This window comes from Bacillus sp. FSL P4-0334 (genome assembly GCF_038004825.1).
Classification (GTDB): domain Bacteria; phylum Bacillota; class Bacilli; order Bacillales; family Bacillaceae; genus Bacillus; species Bacillus velezensis.
Genome location: NZ_JBBORX010000001.1, coordinates 845,796 through 864,906, shown reverse-complemented (window position 1 = coordinate 864,906; position 19,111 = coordinate 845,796). Strand labels below are relative to the sequence as shown.

At 44.3% G+C, this 19,111-nt stretch carries 21 protein-coding genes and 1 pseudogene; 15 read left to right on the top strand and 7 right to left on the bottom strand.

The features are described from left to right. Window positions 1-64: 64 nt before the first annotated feature. From NSQ37_RS04405 to NSQ37_RS04390, 4 genes are all read right to left on the bottom strand, one after another. Window positions 65-271 (bottom strand): plantaricin C family lantibiotic, encoded by a 207-nt coding sequence (locus NSQ37_RS04405; RefSeq protein WP_029325769.1) that lies wholly within the window; start codon window positions 269-271, stop codon window positions 65-67. 280 nt (window positions 272-551) lie between these two features. Beyond that, entirely contained in the window at window positions 552-1,286 is a 735-nt protein-coding gene (locus NSQ37_RS04400; protein ID WP_012118839.1) for an ABC transporter permease, read from the bottom strand. A 16-nt stretch (window positions 1,287-1,302) separates the two neighbouring features. Beyond that, complete coding sequence (locus NSQ37_RS04395) at window positions 1,303-2,061, bottom strand: ABC transporter permease (RefSeq protein ID WP_012118838.1); 759 nt, start codon at window positions 2,059-2,061, stop codon at window positions 1,303-1,305. Further along, the gene (locus NSQ37_RS04390; protein WP_012118837.1) at window positions 2,058-2,969 is read right to left on the bottom strand and encodes an ABC transporter ATP-binding protein; all 912 of its coding nucleotides are present in this window, start codon (window positions 2,967-2,969) and stop codon (window positions 2,058-2,060) included. The genes NSQ37_RS04395 and NSQ37_RS04390 overlap by 4 nt, the downstream gene beginning before the upstream one ends. A 242-nt stretch (window positions 2,970-3,211) precedes the next feature. Here NSQ37_RS04390 and NSQ37_RS04385 point away from each other — a divergent pair, with 242 nt between their 5' ends. The 7 genes from NSQ37_RS04385 to NSQ37_RS04355 all read left to right on the top strand — a co-directional run bounded on the left by NSQ37_RS04385 (window position 3,212) and on the right by NSQ37_RS04355 (window position 10,304). After that, window positions 3,212-3,934, top strand: coding sequence for a response regulator transcription factor (locus NSQ37_RS04385; protein WP_012118836.1), 723 nt, complete (start codon window positions 3,212-3,214; stop codon window positions 3,932-3,934). Then, window positions 3,931-5,370 carry a sensor histidine kinase gene (locus NSQ37_RS04380; protein WP_012118835.1) on the top strand — a complete coding sequence of 480 codons (1,440 nt, stop codon included), beginning with the start codon at window positions 3,931-3,933 and terminating at the stop codon, window positions 5,368-5,370. The genes NSQ37_RS04385 and NSQ37_RS04380 overlap by 4 nt, the downstream gene beginning before the upstream one ends. A gap of 149 nt (window positions 5,371-5,519) precedes the next feature. Next, a complete protein-coding gene (gene yxdJ, locus NSQ37_RS04375; RefSeq protein WP_004393241.1) occupies window positions 5,520-6,209 on the top strand; it encodes a two-component system response regulator YxdJ in 690 nt (229 codons plus the stop codon). Continuing rightward, window positions 6,206-7,183: a two-component system sensor histidine kinase YxdK gene (gene yxdK / locus NSQ37_RS04370; RefSeq protein ID WP_015418563.1), complete on the top strand. Its 978-nt coding sequence runs from the start codon at window positions 6,206-6,208 to the stop codon at window positions 7,181-7,183. The genes yxdJ and yxdK overlap by 4 nt, the downstream gene beginning before the upstream one ends. 143 nt (window positions 7,184-7,326) lie before the next feature. Beyond that, window positions 7,327-8,100: an ABC transporter ATP-binding protein YxdL gene (yxdL, locus tag NSQ37_RS04365; protein WP_007614823.1), complete on the top strand. Its 774-nt coding sequence runs from the start codon at window positions 7,327-7,329 to the stop codon at window positions 8,098-8,100. Continuing rightward, a complete protein-coding gene (gene yxdM, locus NSQ37_RS04360; RefSeq protein ID WP_341123292.1) occupies window positions 8,075-9,943 on the top strand; it encodes an ABC transporter permease YxdM in 1,869 nt (622 codons plus the stop codon). Before yxdL ends, yxdM begins: the two co-directional genes overlap by 26 nt. 13 nt (window positions 9,944-9,956) lie before the next feature. Next, window positions 9,957-10,304: a YxeA family protein gene (locus tag NSQ37_RS04355; RefSeq protein WP_012118831.1), complete on the top strand. Its 348-nt coding sequence runs from the start codon at window positions 9,957-9,959 to the stop codon at window positions 10,302-10,304. A 40-nt stretch (window positions 10,305-10,344) separates the two neighbouring features. Here the strand turns inward: NSQ37_RS04355 and NSQ37_RS04350 are convergent, their stop codons facing one another. Further along, window positions 10,345-11,307, bottom strand: coding sequence for an iron-hydroxamate ABC transporter substrate-binding protein (locus tag NSQ37_RS04350; RefSeq protein ID WP_043020879.1), 963 nt, complete (start codon window positions 11,305-11,307; stop codon window positions 10,345-10,347). Window positions 11,308-11,436: 129 nt separating this feature from the next. On the opposite strand from NSQ37_RS04350, the pseudogene NSQ37_RS04345 reads away from it, so the two are divergent. Beyond that, a pseudogene (locus tag NSQ37_RS04345) lies at window positions 11,437-11,828 on the top strand (hypothetical protein). 50 nt (window positions 11,829-11,878) lie between these two features. Here NSQ37_RS04345 and NSQ37_RS04340 read toward each other — a convergent pair. After that, window positions 11,879-12,241: a hypothetical protein gene (locus tag NSQ37_RS04340; protein WP_007407823.1), complete on the bottom strand. Its 363-nt coding sequence runs from the start codon at window positions 12,239-12,241 to the stop codon at window positions 11,879-11,881. A 160-nt stretch (window positions 12,242-12,401) separates the two neighbouring features. Next, window positions 12,402-12,788: a hypothetical protein gene (locus NSQ37_RS04335; protein WP_032867907.1), complete on the bottom strand. Its 387-nt coding sequence runs from the start codon at window positions 12,786-12,788 to the stop codon at window positions 12,402-12,404. Window positions 12,789-12,898: 110 nt separating this feature from the next. Between NSQ37_RS04335 and NSQ37_RS04330 the strand changes: the two genes are divergently transcribed. The 7 genes from NSQ37_RS04330 to NSQ37_RS04300 all read left to right on the top strand — a co-directional run bounded on the left by NSQ37_RS04330 (window position 12,899) and on the right by NSQ37_RS04300 (window position 19,087). Beyond that, window positions 12,899-13,318: a lipocalin family protein gene (locus NSQ37_RS04330; protein WP_025285528.1), complete on the top strand. Its 420-nt coding sequence runs from the start codon at window positions 12,899-12,901 to the stop codon at window positions 13,316-13,318. Continuing rightward, the gene (locus NSQ37_RS04325) at window positions 13,308-13,832 is read left to right on the top strand and encodes a hypothetical protein (RefSeq protein WP_032867905.1); all 525 of its coding nucleotides are present in this window, start codon (window positions 13,308-13,310) and stop codon (window positions 13,830-13,832) included. The genes NSQ37_RS04330 and NSQ37_RS04325 overlap by 11 nt, the downstream gene beginning before the upstream one ends. 68 nt (window positions 13,833-13,900) lie before the next feature. After that, window positions 13,901-14,713 (top strand): sugar-phosphatase, encoded by an 813-nt coding sequence (yidA, locus tag NSQ37_RS04320; RefSeq protein WP_122504288.1) that lies wholly within the window; start codon window positions 13,901-13,903, stop codon window positions 14,711-14,713. Window positions 14,714-14,783: 70 nt separating this feature from the next. Continuing rightward, entirely contained in the window at window positions 14,784-15,725 is a 942-nt protein-coding gene (locus NSQ37_RS04315) for a sugar-binding transcriptional regulator (RefSeq protein WP_007407818.1), read from the top strand. Between the two features lie 90 nt (window positions 15,726-15,815). Next, window positions 15,816-16,484: a deoxyribose-phosphate aldolase gene (deoC, locus tag NSQ37_RS04310; protein WP_004393277.1), complete on the top strand. Its 669-nt coding sequence runs from the start codon at window positions 15,816-15,818 to the stop codon at window positions 16,482-16,484. Between the two features lie 92 nt (window positions 16,485-16,576). Next, window positions 16,577-17,758 carry a NupC/NupG family nucleoside CNT transporter gene (locus NSQ37_RS04305; protein ID WP_004393280.1) on the top strand — a complete coding sequence of 394 codons (1,182 nt, stop codon included), beginning with the start codon at window positions 16,577-16,579 and terminating at the stop codon, window positions 17,756-17,758. Between the two features lie 27 nt (window positions 17,759-17,785). After that, window positions 17,786-19,087 (top strand): pyrimidine-nucleoside phosphorylase, encoded by a 1,302-nt coding sequence (locus NSQ37_RS04300; protein WP_007614811.1) that lies wholly within the window; start codon window positions 17,786-17,788, stop codon window positions 19,085-19,087. Window positions 19,088-19,111 lie beyond the last annotated feature (24 nt).

Here is a 19,111-nt window from a genome sequence, read left to right as displayed (position 1 = left end):
TAGTTCATATTATAATAAAATATAGGCTGTTCCTTCTGAAGGGAAACAGCCTATATAAATCAAATTAGCAAATACATTCAGAAGTTAGAGTACAAACACCGCCGCCACCAGGCAATGTAAAAGTACATGCTGCTTCCATGTCTCCCGCACCTACTAACTTATCCATTTGTGCTTCTTTCAGCTCACTGAATGGGTTACCAGCTGGATTTTGTGTAGAATTTTCACGGGAAAAAGGATCTTTCCATGAACGAATGATAGCTTCTTGACTCATTGTATTCACCCCCTTACTAAGTATAGTATTATATTAACTCATAATCAAAAAAATGGAAGAGATATTATTAAATGTAAAAAATGTTTAAATAAAGAGTCTTAAGATATCTTTATATTTCTTATGTCTTATGCTTTGAAACATCACCTTTCCCATTAGTCGTTTAGTTTCAAAGAATACAACCAAAAAGATTTAGTCTTACCTTCATATAAATTTCTGTTTTACATAGCGCTAGTCAAATTAGTTTACCTTGTCTCGAATTCTCATAAGTACCGCATATACCCTACGTAAGGTCGCGTTTAGTAAAATTTCTTATTCCGTAAACCAGGAGACCGAGACATGTTATTACCATAATTGAGTAAAATAGGAAGTTTGATTGAATCGGTGATTCATCTTCGGGTGACATTGCTAACATAGGTTGTGTCCATGGATATACTTGACCTAATGGTGTACTGGCAATAATAATGGCCGGTAATGTAAAAACAATGCTAACAGCGAGTGGTATGCCAAATGTTTTAGACCTAATTGAAACAATAAGCTGCAATAAAATTAATGGTAAACAAGCTAAGATCCCTCTAATTCCATAACCTAGAATTGTAAGTAAAGGAAGACTCCCGCTTATGCCTAACATATAACCGAATCCAATAAATAAGAGGATTAAAATGAACATACTAATGAATATCATGCGGACCACTGTTAGAAACTTTCCCAGAAAGATATCTGAGTGTTTGACTGGTAAGGCTAGAAGCTGTTTCCAACCGCCTCCTACATGTTCCCCCCTGCAAACAAGGGCGGCGAAAATTCCCACTACGATAGGCAATACAAAAGGGCCCATAAATAAGGCAACTTGTGTCCAAGCCTCTACCCAGGGATTGTCTCCAGGATTCATAAAAAGGTTATAGTTTTTAATAAAGTTCGTGTATGCCAGGGATACACCTAACAAAGGCCCTAATAAATAGATGATCCATAACTTTGATCGCTTAAGCTTTAAACGTTCTACAAATAAAATGTTTTTCAAGTATTTCGCCTCCTTTTTACAAAGCATCCCGTTTAGCAAAATGAATAGAGCCTAGAAATAATATAATTATCCCTAAGAAAAGGCTAATGCAAAGGTAAGATGAAAGATCTGGGTTATATCCTATACCTTCATACTGCAGAATGACTGTCGAAGATTGACTAGGATAAGCCAGCGGAAACCATCTCGTTGATTGAGCAGCTGCCAAAAACAAACCCATTATAGATGATATTGATCCTACAAGAATTGAGAATGCTTGGTTGCTAAACACCATAGATAACCATATCTGGAATGCCATTATAGGCAGTACTGTAACTAACATGCTGTAACTATCTCCAAACAAAAGTCCCCAAGGTACACTACCTTCGAATCCTACCAGTTTGCCTAGCAGTACCATGCCGAGCAAGAAGATTGTTGACGAAATAAATAAACTGACTACTAAGCAAATAAATTTACTTACATAAATTCGCATTCTAGATACGGGAAAAGAAAGGGTTTGCTTCCATCCGTTTGCTTGATGTTCTATATTTGCTATTATTGACGCAGAAAGTGTTGCGGCTAATGGAAAACCCAGACCAAATAACAAACTGTTATCATACAGTAAATACATCCACATTGATCCAGCATGGAACATTTCAGCTTGTTTTTCCACGTATTCAGATCGATAAGTAAGATTTACCAACTCATATGCTATAATGAGTAAGGGAACCAATAAGACTACAATCAATAACGACGAACGTTTCAGTTTTAATTGATCTGCCCATAATAACTTTTTCATAGACTTCCCTCTGTACCAGTTAATTCTAAAAAAATATCCTCAAGCGATCGTGTCTTTTCTTCAAGTCGAAATACAGACAGCCCTGAATGAAGAAGTATGGAATTGATTTCTGAAACAAATTCCGGTTCTGTTTGAGACAGCCACAAATAATTTTTTTGTAAATCAACCTTTAATCCTTTCCTGTTTAGTATTGTTTTTGCTTCGATTACGTCACTAACACCGACTTTTAATAGTGGTTTTCGTTTTTGATGTAAACTTGCAATCGAGTCCTGGAAAATCATCCTTCCATTGTTAATAATCCCCACCTGAGTAGCCATTTGATCTATTTCACTCAATAAGTGGCTGGATACAATAACACTCATTCCCGATTTAGGCAATTCTTTAATTAGCTCTCTTATTTCTTGGATACCGGATGGATCTAAACCGTTTGTCGGTTCATCCAGAATTAATAAATCAGGACTGCTTAACAGGGCAACTGCAATTCCCAAACGTTGTTTCATTCCAAGGGAATACTCCTTAGTCAGTCGATTTGCTACTTTAGATAACCTTACAGTTTCCAATACTTCATTGACTCGTTGTTCCGGAAGTCCTCGTAACCTCCTAACAGCTTCTAAGTTTTCGTAAGCTGTTAAATTACCATAATAAGTTGGAGATTCTACCAGTGACCCGATTCTTTGCAATATCTGCAAACGATTCTTGTTTAGGTTTTGGCCAAAGATTTCGATGTTTCCTTTTGTTGGTTTAATTAAACCTAATAACATTCGGATGGTTGTTGTTTTACCAGCACCATTCGGTCCAAGAAAACCATAAATTTCGCCGCGCCTAATCCTTAAGTTTAATCCATCAACTGAAGTATGCTTTTTATACTTTTTAGTTAGATCGTGTGTTACCACTATTTGATCATTCATTTGTCTCTCACCTCACTTTTATCATAAGCGATGTTCTTTAAACACAAACGAAACTCTTCCTAAACATTCACTTAACGACATCCCTGGTTTATTTTCTGTATGTAGTTATATTGATACCTGAATATCAAGGTCGAAAATTTAAAAGAATATTCTGAACCCTTAACGAAAGTTAAATTCTTTCCTTTTCTGACCTTTATGTCATTGATCTCATATAAAATAAGAAATAAAAAGGAGGGTAACTTATGACGTTAGAAGAGAACAAAATCCTCATGGTGGATGATGACGAACATATCTTAAACTTATTAATAACTTGCTTTGAAAAGGAAGGTTTCAGCAATATTTCCACAGCTATGACAGGGAGCGAAACCCTTCTGAAAATCGATCAGGAACTTCCAAATATTATTTTATTAGATGTCATGCTTCCGGACACTGATGGCTTCACCTTATGCAGCAAAATACGCTCCCATACAAATGTGCCGATACTCTTCTTAACGGCAAAAACAACAGATTTAGATAAATTGCAAGGGTTTAGTTTTGGGGGGGATGACTATATTACTAAACCATTTAATCCACTAGAAATTGTAGCTCGTGTAAAAGCCCAATTAAAGAGAATGACTCAACTCTCTTCTTCTTACCCTCTAAAACAGGTATACGATTATGAATATTTTAAAATAGATCCCAATACCGGCAGACTTGTTGTTAACGGGACAAGAATCGATTGCCCTGCTCAGGAAATGAAACTTCTGATTTATTTCTGTGAACATCCCAATCAAATTTTAAGTAAACACCAAATTTATAAAGATGTGTGGGGGGAGTTTTATGGCGGAGATAGTACTGTAATGGTACATGTAAGACGATTACGTGAAAAATTAGAGGAAGACCCGAGCAGACCAAGATGGATTAAAACGGTTCGAGGACAGGGCTATATATTTGAAGCAGAGCCTATAGATGAGGATTTATTTTGAAGCTGAGAAATAGGATAGCATTTTACTTCGTATCGAGACTTTTTTTACTCATGTTTATTTGGGGTCTGCTCATTGTGGGCAGTATCATATTTTTCAGCCTCGTCTTAGGTCAGAATAAAATGGAAACGCCGCACTTATCCTTAAAAAAAATTGTTGACCAAACAGTTGTTGCAGATAAACAATTTTCAATAAATACGAAAGCAAAAGAAGATTTATTAGAGAACCGAATGTGGATTCAAATTTTAGATGAACAAGGAGATGAGGTTTTTTCTTTTAATAAACCTAAAAATATACCTAAGCATTATATTCTTGGAGAGTTAATATCAGATTACATGTATCCTGCCAAAAAAGGTTATCAATTATCTACGTGGTATGAAACGAAAAACAATCAGGATTTAACATGGGTATGGGGAAAACCGATGGAAAAAAATAACCCTTTTTTCTATTGGGTGAATAACTTGTGGATAGTTTCTATTATTATGGCAGGGATTGTAATTGCAATATTTTACGGAAAAAAACTAGGTGCTCCCCTGCTGTTTATTGTATCTTGGATTGAGAATTTGTCTAAAGAAAAATATGAAGAACCTTATGATTGGAAGTTTCATTCAAGCAAATATAGACATAATAAATCTGGATATAAGACCTATCAAGAATTAATGCAAGCTCTGTCTGAACTTACCTCAACGCTTCAAAGGAATAAGGCTGAGAGAGAGTTGTTGGAAAAAACAAGAGAAGAGTGGATGGCCGGTGTCTCACATGATTTAAAAACCCCTCTTTCGGTTATTAAGGGATATACGGTTCTTTTATCTTCAAATGAATATGAGTGGGAAAATCAGCAAGTGCGTGATTTTTCCTTAATAATGGAAGAACGTGTCGAATATATGGAAAAGCTGATTGAAGATTTCAACTTAACTTTTCAATTGAAAAATGAGTCGCTTCCAATCCATCTTGAAGAAAAAAACGTAGTGAAAGTAATTCATGACACTTTAGAAAAAATGAAGTTGCTACCGGAGTCAGAAAATAAGAGATTCGCTATAGAATCCAGTCACAATAAGATACTTTTTAATATGGATGAAAGGTACCTAAAGCGCGCAGTTGAAAACTTGATTGCTAATTGTATTAAACATAATCCTCCGGGCACTAAAATAAAGGTCATATTATATCATGACGTGTTACATGACAATGAAATACAAATTATAATAGAAGACGATGGAATAGGAATGGACGAAGAGACGGTTGAATGTTTATTTGATCGGTATTTCAGAGGGACAAGCGCTTCGTCAAATAACTCAGGGACTGGATTAGGAATGGCTATTGCTCAACAAATTATCAAGGCACATGGGGGAAATATTGATATATATAGTCAGCCGGGAATTGGCACAAGATTTAAAATTACCTTTCCGAGTCCGCCATCTAAGTATAACAATGTCAATTAGAAATAATCGATCTTACATTGAGAAAGGGAGAAGCGGGTCTTTTATAAAGGCCCGCTTTCTCATGTTGCAGAGAACCGATGAAAGCATTATGATGGGGGCATCAAATAATGAGGGCTCCGAAAAGCCGTATCCTTTTGGAGGATGGTTGCATGAATAAAATCATGATTGTGGAAGACAGTGAAGACATTCGCGGACTATTGCAGAATTACCTTGAAAAATACGGATATCAAACCGTGGCCGCTGCGGATTTCACGGCTGTTCTTGATGTTTTTTTGCGGGAAAAGCCTGATGTGGTGCTGCTTGATATCAATCTGCCGTCTTATGACGGCTATTATTGGTGCCGCCAGATCCGCCAGCATTCTACAAGCCCGATCATTTTCATCTCAGCCAGAAGCGGGGAAATGGATCAGGTAATGGCGATTGAAAACGGCGGAGATGATTATATCGAAAAACCGTTTTCTTATGATATTGTGCTGGCGAAAATCAAAAGCCAGATCCGCAGGGCATACGGAGAGTACGCCGCCAAGCAGGGAGAGAAAGTGGTTGAATATGCCGGTGTGCAGCTCTTTGTGGAACGGTTTGAACTGCGCTTTCAGGACGAAAAAAGCGAGCTTTCTAAAAAAGAAAGCAAGCTTTTGGAAGTGCTGCTGGAGCGGGGAGAAAAGGTGACGGGAAGAGACCGGCTCATGGAAAAAACGTGGGACACCGATATTTTCGTCGATGATAATACGCTTAACGTGTATATCACGCGGCTCAGAAAAAAACTGCGGGAGCTGAATGCGCCTGTTTCCATTGAATCGGTGCGGGGCGAAGGCTACCAGCTGAGGGCGCTGTCATGAAGCTGTTTCTCCGGTCTCATGCCGTGCTGATTCTGCTTTTTCTTCTTCAGGGGCTGTTTGTTTTCTTTTATTACTGGTTTGCGGGTCTTCATTCTTTTTCCCACCTGTTTTACATATTGGGCGTGCAGCTTCTTATTTTGGCGGGATATCTTGCCTATCGCTGGTACAAAGACCGCGGTGTGTATCATTGGCTCAGCTCGGAGCAGGAAGGGACGGACATCCCGTATCTCGGTTCTTCAGTGTTTTGTTCAGAGCTGTATGAAAAGCAGATGGAGCTGACCCGGATGCAGCACCAGAAGCTCCATGAGACCGAAGCCAAGCTTGACGCGCGGGTGACGTATATGAACCAATGGGTGCACCAAGTAAAAACGCCGCTGTCGGTCATTAATTTAATCATTCAGGAAGAGGATGAGCCCGTCTTTGAACAAATCAAAAAAGAGGTCCGGCAGATTGAATTCGGGCTGGAGACGCTTCTTTATTCTTCAAGGCTCGACCTGTTTGAGCGGGATTTTAAAGTTGAAGCGGTTTCCTTATCAGAGCTTCTCCAATCGGTCATTCAAAGCTATAAACGATTTTTTATTCAATACCGGGTCTATCCGAAAATGGATATTCGCGATGATCATCAGATTTACACCGATGCCAAATGGCTCAAATTTGCGATCGGCCAAGTGGTCACAAATGCGGTCAAGTATTCGGCAGGCAAGAGTGACAGACTGGAGCTGAATGTCTTCCGCGATGAAGACAGGACGGTGCTTGAAGTCAAAGATTACGGTGTCGGCATACCCTCGCAAGATATCAAGCGGGTGTTTGACCCTTATTACACCGGCGAAAACGGACGGCGTTTCCAAGAATCTACGGGAATCGGCCTTCATCTCGTCAAAGAAATTACGGGCAAGCTCAATCATACGGTGGACATCAGCTCGTCCCCCGGTGAAGGGACATCGGTCCGATTTTCATTTCTTACAAAAATGTAAGACTGCGTTAAGAAAACAACATAGCTCGTTTTGTTTCCCCTTGATAACATGGATTTATGTCAAGGGGATTTTTATGTTAAATGCCCCGGCACTACATGAAAGCAGCCCAGACCAACAAGAATAAAACCATAAGGAGGATTTTCATGGCGAATATGCTTGAAGTCAAACATATAAATAAAACCTATAAAGGACAAGTGTCCTATCAAGCTTTAAAACAAATTTCGTTTTCAATAGAAGAAGGCGGGTTCACGGCGGTGATGGGACCGTCCGGCTCCGGAAAAACAACGCTTTTGAATATCATTTCAACGATCGACCGGCCGGATTCAGGCGATATCCTGATTCATGGAGAAAACCCGCACCGGCTGAAGCGGACAAAGCTCGCTCATTTCCGCCGCAAGCAGCTCGGATTTGTGTTTCAGGATTTCAACCTTCTGGACACACTGACGATCGGTGAAAATATCATGCTGCCGTTAACGCTTGAAAAAGAAGCGCCGTCTGTCATGGAAGAAAAACTGCACGGCATCGCGGCAAAGCTCGGAATCGAAGACCTGCTCAACAAACGGACGTTTGAAGTATCCGGCGGACAGCGCCAGCGGGCCGCCATCGCAAGAGCGGTCATTCATAAGCCGTCACTCATTCTGGCCGATGAACCGACGGGAAACCTTGATTCCAAAGCGTCAAAAGACGTCATGGAAACGATGCAGAGCCTGAACCAGGATGATCATATCACGGCTTTGATGGTGACCCACGATCCGGTTGCGGCAAGCTACTGCCGCCGCGTCATCTTTATAAAAGACGGCGAACTGTTTAATGAGATTTACCGCGGGGAAAACCGCCAAGTCTTTTATGAGCAGATTCTTGATGTGCTGTCTATGCTGGGGGGAAACGCAAATGACCTTTCTTCAGTTCGCTTATAAAAACGTCACGAGAAACAAAAGGGCCTATCTTGCTTTCTTTTTAAGCAGCGCTTTTTCCGTTTTGATTTTCTTTACCTTTGCGATGTTCCTGTTTCATCCGGCACTAAAGGAAGGCTACCTGAATAACATCGCCAGAAAAGGCTTAACCGCCGCGGAATGGATGATCTTTGTTTTTTCTTTCTTATTTGTTCTGTATTCGGTTAACGCATTTTTGAAATCGAGAAATAAAGAATTCGGAATCCTGCTGATGCAGGGTATTACGCCGGTGCAGCTGAGAAAGCTCATTACGGCGGAAAACATGATCATCGGCGTCATGTCGATCGCAGCGGGGATTATCGGAGGCTTCATTTTTTCAAAAACGTTCTTTACGGTCGGCGCTTATATTTTAGAAATGGACGCGCTGCCTCTGTACATGCCTTGGAAAGCGCTCGGCATTACGGCCGGCGGATTTCTGCTCTTATTTTTCCTTTTATCGCAGTTCACGATCCTTTTTGTCAGATCAAATACGGTGATCAAATTAATAAAGGGCACTGACAAGATCAAGCCGGAGCCGAAGCCGTCCGTGCTTCTGTCTATATTCGGCATCGCCTGCCTGTGCGGCGGGTACGGCATGGTTTTAAAAGGCAATGTCCATGGGACTCAACCGTTCATCATTTTACTGCTTACCGTCATCGGTACGTATTTCTTTTTCAGCCAAAGCAGCATCTGGATTCTGCGCGCGCTGAAGAAGTGGAAAACCTTTTATCTGCGCGGGAAAAATGTCATTTGGGTTTCTGACCTTGTCTATCGTTTAAAAGACAACGCCCGCCTGTTCTTTATTGTCAGCATTATTTCCGCGGTAGCGTTTACGGCGACAGGCGTGCTCGCGATGTACAAATCGACCGTCGGGGCGGAAGAGTCCGCTTATGAGATGGAGTATTTATCTTACAGCGGCAACCCAAAAGAACAGACTCATTTGAAAAAAATTGACCATGAACTGAAAACACACGGCTTTACGTATAAGAAAGACAAAATAAATGTTTCCTATATTCGCTATCAGGAAGGAGATACTGTTCCGCCTGTTTACATGATCAGCGAATCGGATGTGTCAACATACTTCCATATCAAGCTGAACGGCCTGAAACATGATGAGGCTGTCTATTTCCCGGGCACGTATGACCGCAATTTCAAAAACAAAGCACCGGATCAGCTGAAGCTGCTGAACCAAAAAGGCAAGCCGTCTGACCAAAAACTGACGGTAAAAGAAGTCGAAAAACCGCTGATTTCATTAAATGCCGTCATTGCGGTGAACGATCAAACCTTTGATCAGCTTAAATCACTCGGTGAAAAAGGATCATTATACGGCTACAGCTATGATCATTGGAAAGACAGTCTTGGGATCAGCCAATCCTTGAAAAATGAGATTTACGGCAACTATATCGACGTGCATTCTGATTTTATGGCAAAAGCCGGGACGTACTATGATACGGTGCAGCTGCCGAGCCTGAGTTTATTTATCGGCCTGTTTATCGCGATCGTCTTCTTTGTCGCGGCAGCAAGTTTCTTATATTTCAGGCTGTTCACCGATTTAGATGGGGACCGGGAGCGCTACCGTTCATTGGCCAAAATCGGCCTGAGTGAGCGTGAAATGGCACAAAGCGTGACGATACAATTGGCGATTTTGTTCTTCTTCCCATTCGTCATTGCCGTCATGCATACCCTGTTTGCCTTGAGAACATTGGCCGTGGAAGGCTATTCCGATGTAGCGGGGCCGCTCAGTCTGACCATCGGAGGGTTTTTCATTTTTCAGCTTCTGTTCTTCCTCACAGTGCGGTCAAGCTATTTGAAAAAAATGAACAAGTAAGGGGAGTGCAAAGATGAAAAAAGCATTGGCAATCCTGGCCGTCTTGGCGGCCGCTGCCGTCATATACGGACTTCTCTTTTTTCATAACGATGTTACAGACAGATTTAATCCGTTTATTCACCAGCAAGATGTCTATGTGCAGATTGATCGAGATGGCAAACATCTTAGCCCGGGCGGTACTGAGTATACATTAGACGGATACAACGCATCCGGGAAAAAAGAAGAAGTGACCTTTTACGCCGCGAAAGACCTTCGGAAGAACGCGTATTTGAAGGTGAAGGCGAAAGGAAAGTATGTCGAGACCTGGGAAGAAGTCAGGTTTGAAGATATGCCGGGCTCCGTACAGTCAAAATTAAAGTGAACAGGAAAAACGGCACAGTGTCATGACTGTGCCGCTTTTTTTATTTTTTATTTTCTTCAGCCCGTTTGATCAGCATGTCGGTGATGATATCCATCTGTTTGCTGACGGCAATCGGGTCATAAGGATAGAAGGTGTTGAAATCGTTGATAAAGACACGATTGTTTTTTACGGCATCGAGATTTTTCCAAACGGATGAATCTTTCAGACGCTCAAATGTTTTGCTTTCTCCATTCGGATTGTAATCGGTAATGAACATATAATCAGCCGCATATTGAGGGATGACCTCTTGGGAAACCTGTTTCATGGCGCCCGTTTTCATGATGTCTTTTTCAATTTTGGCCGGCGCTTTCAATCCGAGCGCGTTATAAACGGCTTGGCCGCCGCGGCCGGAATTGTCATTGAAAATCCAGATTTCGCCTTTATCCGTCGTTTCATAAAGGCCGACTGTCTCGTCTTTGCCTATCACGTTTTTGAGGCGCTTTTGATTCGCTTCGGCTTTTTTGTTGAAGTCTGCCATAAAGCTTTTGGCTTTATCCTTCGCCCCGGCAATGTCGCCGAATAGGCTGACCGTATCTTTCGTATTCTTTGCGGTGTTAAAAGGAATGACAATCGTCGGTGCGATTTTCGATAGTTTCTCGTATTGGTCATCCTTCATCAGCACGATTAAATCAGGCTTCAGCTGCATCACTTTCTCCACATTGACGGGATTGCCGATGTCTGTGATGTTTTTCAGCTGTTTTTTGATAAACGGATTTTTGAAAGCCCATGAGCCCGCCCCTACGACATTTGCGTCAACGGACAGCAGCTCACCTGCATAAAAGTCAGTGACGATCCGTTTCGGATGTGCGGGTATGTCAATATTTCCTTTTGTTGATTCATATGTACGCATGTCTGTCTTTCCTTTGCCTGATGCCGATCCGTTGTTTTCCTTCGCGCCGCTGCAAGCGCTTAATGCGAAAACAAGCAGAAGTGCCAGGCCGATCAGCCATGATTGTTTCTTCATAATGATCCCCCTATTTCAGTGATAATGATTATCATTATTAATATAGCAGGAAGACGTCATTCCGTCTATGTTTTTTATAGAAAACCTTCCTTGATTATCCATGTTATAGTAGTAAAGGAAGAGGAATGAATGTTGATTACGAAAAGAGGGACTTGGTGGGAAGTGCTGCACAGCTGGTGGCTGCTGCTGACTTTTGCGCCGTTTGCGCTGACCGCTTTCTTGGCCTTTTTCTATATCGGCTACCGGGCTAAGAACAAAAAATGGCTGAAATACGGACTTATTATTTTATTATTTTAGCAATTGCTTTTGTGCTGCCGAGCACGCCGGGCGTGTATATCGTGCTGCCTTTATGGGTCATCTCCATCATTCACGGGCTGAAAGTGCGGGCGGCTTATTTGATACAGCTTGATGTGTTTAAACAAAACGTCGAAGCAAGAGCGTATGAAGCGGTAAGGCATGAGGCTGAAGCAAAATTCGGCGGAAAACCCGCTCATCGCATTGATCTGACAAAACAGAGATAAAAACAAATGACAAAGCCGGTATCTCGCGCTTTGTCATTTGCATGACCGGCCTATTGCTGGTATGAATGCTGCTGAAACGGTGTGTGATGCTGTGTTTGCGGGAATGAAGAAACATTAGCGTTTGCCATCGGTGCAGGCATGTGTCCGCTTACTTCCTGCTGAAGCTGATTGCACACATTCACGATTTGCTGGCATTTTTGAATGGCCGCTTCATGCCCCTGCAGCGCTTGCTGAATGGTATGAACGGCATGCTGTTCATGGTTAAGCATCTGCTGAAGCATTTGAATGTTTTGCTGTTCCTGCTGGAGCATTTGCTTGTACTGCTGACTGCTTTGCTGTGTCTGCTGAATAAGCTGCTGTGCTGTTTGGCGGCATTGCTGCAGCTGATTTCCGCTGTATTGGTTTTGATACATCATGAAGACCTCCTGGAGTGATTGATTTTACACATTTATCATGTGAAAGAATAGGAGAGGCATTCATGCAAGAAAAGGATTCAAATATTTACCTGTTATGTACAGAGCGGAATACAAGGCTCGGGATGGCCTGTCGAGCTTTGTATTCCGGCCCTTTTTCTCAGAAGCCGCCTTCTGTAGCGTGAAAAGGAATATTGAGTCTGTTTTCGACTGCGCGCAGGCGCTGATTCAAACGGTTTAAGCGGCGGGTATGGATTTCAATGGACTGGCTCAGCCGTCTGATCTGCTCATTCATACGCGTGATTTCCCGGTTTTGGCGCTGGTCTTCTTGTGAGAGGCGGGTGAGCTCTCTCGTTTGCTCGGCGTTTTGTCTTTCAAGCTGGGCGACTCTCCGTTCTAAACCTGTCGGCTGCCGCTCTTCGGACTGAGGGGGCGCATAATAATAGCTTTCCTGCTGCTGATACGGCTCATACTCAACGTGGTTCACTTCGTATTCCTGCTGCTGAGGGAAATAGGCAGGCGGGGTGTAGTACTGATATGGGTTCATTCATCATTCTCCTTATCTAGTGAAGTCTTTATACACTATGTAGTCAATTGCACAGTGCCACGGCATCCGCCTAAGTTACAGGCGTAAAAAAGCTTCAAAGGAAGGTGATCATGTTGCGGAACATACGGATTTTCATCATGACGGTTCTTGTTTTCGGATGCGTCATGATAACAGGCTGCTCGCAAAAGAAAGCAGACGAACCCCCTTTTTATTACGGGACATGGGATGCGGGGCTGAAACCGGGCCCGATGGACGGGGTCAGATCTGAAACCGTCACGTTTACGAAAGACAGCGTGCTGACAAAGCAGGTCATTCAAGGCCGCGGCGAGGTTGCCATGCCCTCAGATGTGTACAAGGTGATCTCTCAGAACACGGACGGGACGATCGAGATTGAATACCTCGGACATCCGCACCCCGTCAAAAGCACGTTGAAAAGAGGAAAAAACGATACGCTCATTTGGAAGATATACGGAGAAACAAAGACAATGACAAGAATAAAAACCGGCGGGGAGGATGCACATGAGAAATAAGGCTGCCGACAGACTCGTTTTGACGGGTGTCATCGTACATATCATTCAATGGTTTTCACTGTTATGGTTATTTTTTATGCTTTTTGATCAGTTCGGGCGTTTTACCATTTACAATCCCAATGTCGTAAACGGAAGCATGCAGTCTTTTTCATTCTTTGATATGATGCGCGCTCTTCTGTTTTCCGGCACGCTGCGGAATACGCTCCTGCTGTTTCTGTTTGCGGCGCTGCTCATTTACTTGTGGGTGAACGCTCTGTTTATCCTGCTGGAAATCGTTTCTTATATCATGATCAGGCGGAACAGCCGTTCATTATGGGCATACTTTCCCGCAGCGATGGGAATAAAGCTTGCCCTTCTGGACATAGCGGCCATCCCTTTCTTTGCGGCGGGGCTGATGCTCTTGAAGCAGAAAACAGATGACGGCGGCGAACAAGCTGACAAGGGGAAAAGACGGCCCCGCATCCGGAGGCAGGCCCGGTATACGAAGAGAAGGCGGAGAAACTTGTCCGTTTGATTTTTCATTGAAACGAAAAAACGATATGATGAAAGAATAAGAAGAAAAGGATACAAAGGAGATGCAGGATGTACAAGTTAATCGCAATAGATATGGACGGAACACTACTAAACGATCATCATGAAGTGACGGCTGAAGTCCGCGGGGCGCTTGATGCCGCCAAAGCGGAAGGGGTCAATATCGTCCTGTGCACGGGCCGGCCGATCGGCGGCGTGCGTCGGTATTTGGAAGAGCTGAACTTACAGGAAGAAGGCGACTTTGTGATTGCCTATAACGGCGCACTCGTCCAAAATACGTATACAAACGGTATCGTGGCCGAGCAGTCATTAGGCTTTGAAGATTTGAAGTCGCTTTACGAGCTGAGCTTACAGCTGGATACTCCGATGCATTACTTTGACACAGCCAATCTGTACACGCCGAACCGGGATATCAGTGAATACACGGTATACGAATCATACATTACGAAAGTGCCGCTTCATTTCCGCACGATCGATGAAGTGCCGAAGGATATTCTGATTCCGAAAGTCATGTTCATTGACGATCCGGACAAGCTGGAGAAAGCGATCGCTTCCATTCCGGAATCATTCAAGGAAACATACACAATGGTCAAAAGCGCGCCATTCTTCCATGAGATTCTTCACCCGAAAGTCAGTAAAGGAAACGCGGTCAAGCTGCTGGCCGAAAAACTCGGCATTGAACAGAAAGACGTCATGGCAATCGGCGATAACGGCAACGACATGTCCATGATTCAGTGGGCCGGCTGCGGTGTGGCAATGGCCAATGCCATCCCGGAAGTAAGGGAGATTGCTGATTTTGAAACGAAATCAAATAACGAACACGGCGTGGCGCATGCGATTCAGGAGCTTGTGCTGAAAAAATAGGCACCCCATCAGAGGGTGCTTTTTTACCGCGTGTTTTGGTGATATGATAAGCGGAGAGGGGAGGCGCGACATGGATCGTGAAAAACAGCAGCTCAGCATAGAAGCGGCAAAACTATATTATCAATCAGATTACAGCCAGCAGCAGATCGCCGAACGGCTTGATCTGTCACGCCCCACCGTTTCAAGGCTGCTTCAGTACGCAAAGGAAAAAGGGTATGTTCAAATTCGCGTCATGGACCCGTTTGAGGATCTGGACGAACTCGGCGCAAAGCTGGAAGAAAAATACGGGCTGCTTGAGGCGCACGTCGTCTTTTCTCCAAGTGACGATTACCAGGCCATTACACATTACTTAAGCCGCTATGGCGCAGACTATATGCATAAAACCGTAAAGGACGGCGATATACTCGGCGTAAGCTGGGGGACGACGATGTACCAGATCGCAAGCCGCATGGAGCCGAAGCAGGTAAAGAGCGTTGAAGTCGTGCAGCTGAAAGGCGGCATCAGTCATTCCAATGTCAATACGTACTCGTCTGAAACGATTCAGCTGTTCGCCGAAGCATTTCAGACGATGCCGAGGTATTTGCCGCTGCCGGTTATATTTGACAGCGCCGATGTGAAACAGATGGTCGAGCGGGACAGACATATTAAGCGGATCATTGAAATGGGCAGACAAGCCAATATCGCCCTGTTTACGGTCGGAACCGTCCGGGATGAGGCGCTGCTTTTCAGACTCGGCTATTTCCGGGAAGAAGAGAAACAATTGCTGAAAGCACGCGGAGTCGGCGATATTTGTTCGCGCTTTTTTGACGAGGAAGGCAGGATTTGCAGCAGCAGCATTAACGGCAGGACGATCGGAGTCGAGCTAAGCGACTTGAAAATGAAAGAGCGTTCGATTCTGGTGGCGGGCGGCAGCAGAAAATGCAAGGCCATTCACGGTGCCCTGAAAGGAAAGTACGCCAACGTTTTGATTACCGATCAGCATACGGCCAAAAAACTCATTCAAGAATTGTGACAATTCATGAACATAATTTCAATTACCAATTTACATATGTTCAAAATTCGGTTATTCTAAACGTATCCTAGGAAAAAGGAAGTGCATACAATGTCAATTGCAAGTCAAATAGACCATACTGCTTTGAAACCGCATACACAAAAAGCGGATATTTTACAACTGATAAAAGAAGCAAAAGAATATAAATTCGCTTCCGTTTGTGTAAACCCGACTTGGGTCAAACTCGCAGCGGAGGAACTGAAAGGCACTGGAGTTGACGTTTGCACCGTTATCGGATTTCCTCTCGGCGCAACGACATCGGAAACAAAAGCATTTGAAACGAAGGATGCCATCTCAAAAGGGGCAACTGAGGTTGACATGGTCATCAATATCGGCGCATTAAAAGACGGCGATGATGAAGCGGTTGAAGCTGATATCCGCGCGGTAGTTGAAGCAGCTGATAAAAAAGCGCTCGTCAAAGTGATCATCGAAACATGCCTTTTGACAGATGAAGAAAAAGAGCGCGCGTGCCGCTTGGCGGTATCCGCAGGCGCCGATTTCGTCAAAACGTCTACCGGTTTTTCTACAGGCGGGGCAACGGCTGAAGACATTGCTCTCATGAGAAAAACAGTCGGACCGGACATCGGGGTCAAAGCATCAGGCGGCATCAGAACAAAAGCTGATGTTGACAGCATGATCGCTGCGGGCGCGAGCCGGATCGGCGCAAGTGCGGGCGTCTCTATCGTGAGCGGCGGAGACAGCGGCAGCAGCGACTATTAATCAGCAGTGCGGAAGCCGAAAGCTTCCGCCATCCTCTTTCTTTGTTGATGCATAAAAAATTGTAAGCGAATACAAATAAAAGGAGAACACATATGAAGTATCTCATCGGAATTATCGGAATCATTGTGTTTTTAGGTCTTGCCTGGCTTGCCAGCAACGGCAAAAAAAGAATCAGAATCCGGCCGATCGCCGTCATGCTGGTGCTGCAGCTGATTCTCGGTTATATTCTCCTCAACACCGGTATCGGGAATTTTCTTGTCGGCGGTTTTGCAAAAGGATTTAACTACTTGCTGGAATATGCCTCAGAAGGGATTAACTTTGTATTCGGCGGGCTTGTGAATGCGAAACAGACGACGTTCTTCATGAGCGTGCTTCTGCCGATCGTCTTTATATCCGCTTTAATCGGAATTCTGCAGCATTGGAAGGTCCTCCCCTTCATCACGAAGTATATCGGTCTTGCGTTAAGCAAGGTGAACGGAATGGGGAAAATCGAATCTTACAACGCTGTCGCATCCGCGATTTTAGGGCAATCAGAAGTCTTTATCAGTTTGAAAAAACAGCTCGGTTATCTTACTGAACAGCGCTTATATACGCTTTGCGCATCCGCAATGTCGACGGTCTCAATGTCGATCGTCGGTTCTTACATGATGATGCTGAAGCCTGAATACGTCGTGACGGCGCTTGTGCTGAACTTATTCGGCGGATTTATCATCGCTTCTATCATCAACCCGTACACCGTCAGCAAAGAAGAGGATTTGATCGTCGTTCCTGAAGAAGAAAAGCAATCCTTTTTTGAAGTGCTCGGTGAGTATATAATGGATGGATTCAGAGTCGCCGTTGTCGTAGCGGCGATGCTGATCGGATTTGTCGCACTCATTGCCCTGGTCAACGGCGTTTTTAATGCGGTCTTCGGCATTACATTCCAGGCGCTGCTCGGATATGTATTCGCGCCATTTGCGTTTTTAACCGGTATTCCGTGGAATGAAGCGGTGAGCGCCGGAAGCATTATGGCGACGAAAATGGTATCGAATGAATTTGTGGCGATGCAGACGCTCTCGTCCGGCGATTTCCATTTCAGTGCGCATACACAGGCAGTGGTATCTGTATTCCTTGTCTCATTCGCGAATTTCTCCTCTATCGGTATCATTACCGGTGCGGTGAAAGGGCTGCATGAAAAACAAGGAAACGTCGTCGCGCGGTTCGGGCTGAAGCTGCTGTACGGCGCAACGCTCGTCAGCTTCCTGACAGCGGCGATCGTCGGATTGATTCACTGAACATAAATGAAGGACAGGTGATAGATCATGAGAATGGTAGATCTTATTGTAAAAAAACAAAATGGAAAAGAACTTACAACAGAAGAAATTCAATTTTTCGTAAAAGGATACACGGACGGAAGCATCCCTGATTATCAGGCAAGTGCGCTGGCTATGGCGATTTACTTTCAGGATATGACAGATCAGGAGCGCGCCGATCTGACAATGGCGATGGTGAATTCAGGGGAAACGATTGATCTCTCCGCCATTGAAGGCATTAAGGTCGACAAGCACTCTACGGGCGGGGTCGGCGACACGACAACTCTCGTACTCGCACCGCTCGTCGCGGCGCTCGGCGTTCCCGTTGCTAAAATGTCCGGCCGAGGTCTTGGCCATACGGGGGGAACCATTGATAAGCTGGAAGCGATCGAAGGCTTCCACGTAGAATTGTCAAAAGATGAATTCATCAAGCTTGTGAACCGCGACAAGGTAGCCGTCATCGGACAAAGCGGCAATTTGACGCCTGCCGATAAAAAGCTGTATGCGCTGCGTGATGTAACGGGTACGGTGAACTCCATCCCGCTGATCGCAAGCTCAATTATGAGTAAAAAAATCGCCGCCGGAGCAGATGCCATCGTGCTTGACGTCAAAACGGGAGCCGGCGCGTTTATGAAAACGGATGAAGACGCCGTGAACCTCGCCAAAGCAATGGTCCGCATCGGAAACAACGTCGGCCGCCAGACGATGGCCGTGATTTCTGACATGTCGCAGCCGCTCGGTTTTGCGATCGGGAATGCCCTGGAAGTACAAGAAGCCATTGATACATTAAGAGGGGAAGGCCCTGAAGACTTAAACGAACTCGTCCTCACGCTCGGCAGCCAAATGGTCGTATTGGCGAAAAAAGCTGAGACATTGGAAGAAGCGAGAACGAAGCTGCAGGAAGTCATGAAAAACGGCAAAGCGCTTGAAAAGTTCAAAGAGTTCCTGAGCAATCAGGGAGGAGACGCTTCTGTCGTTGACGATCCGTCCAAACTTCCGCAGGCGGCGTACAAAATTGACGTTCCGGCAAAAGAAGCGGGTGTCGTTTCAGAAATCGTCGCTGACGAAATCGGCGTCGCAGCGATGCTGTTGGGCGCGGGACGTGCGACAAAAGAGGACGAAATCGATCTTGCCGTCGGCATTATGCTCCGCAAAAAAGTCGGTGACAACGTCGAAAAAGGCGAGCCGCTCGTCACCCTTTACGCCAACCGCGAAAACGTTGACGACGTGACCGCCAAAGTCTATGACAACATCCGCATCTCAGAAAAAGCGGAAGCGCCGAAACTGATTCATACGCTGATTACGGAATAAGAGAAGAAAGGCACATACCTCATC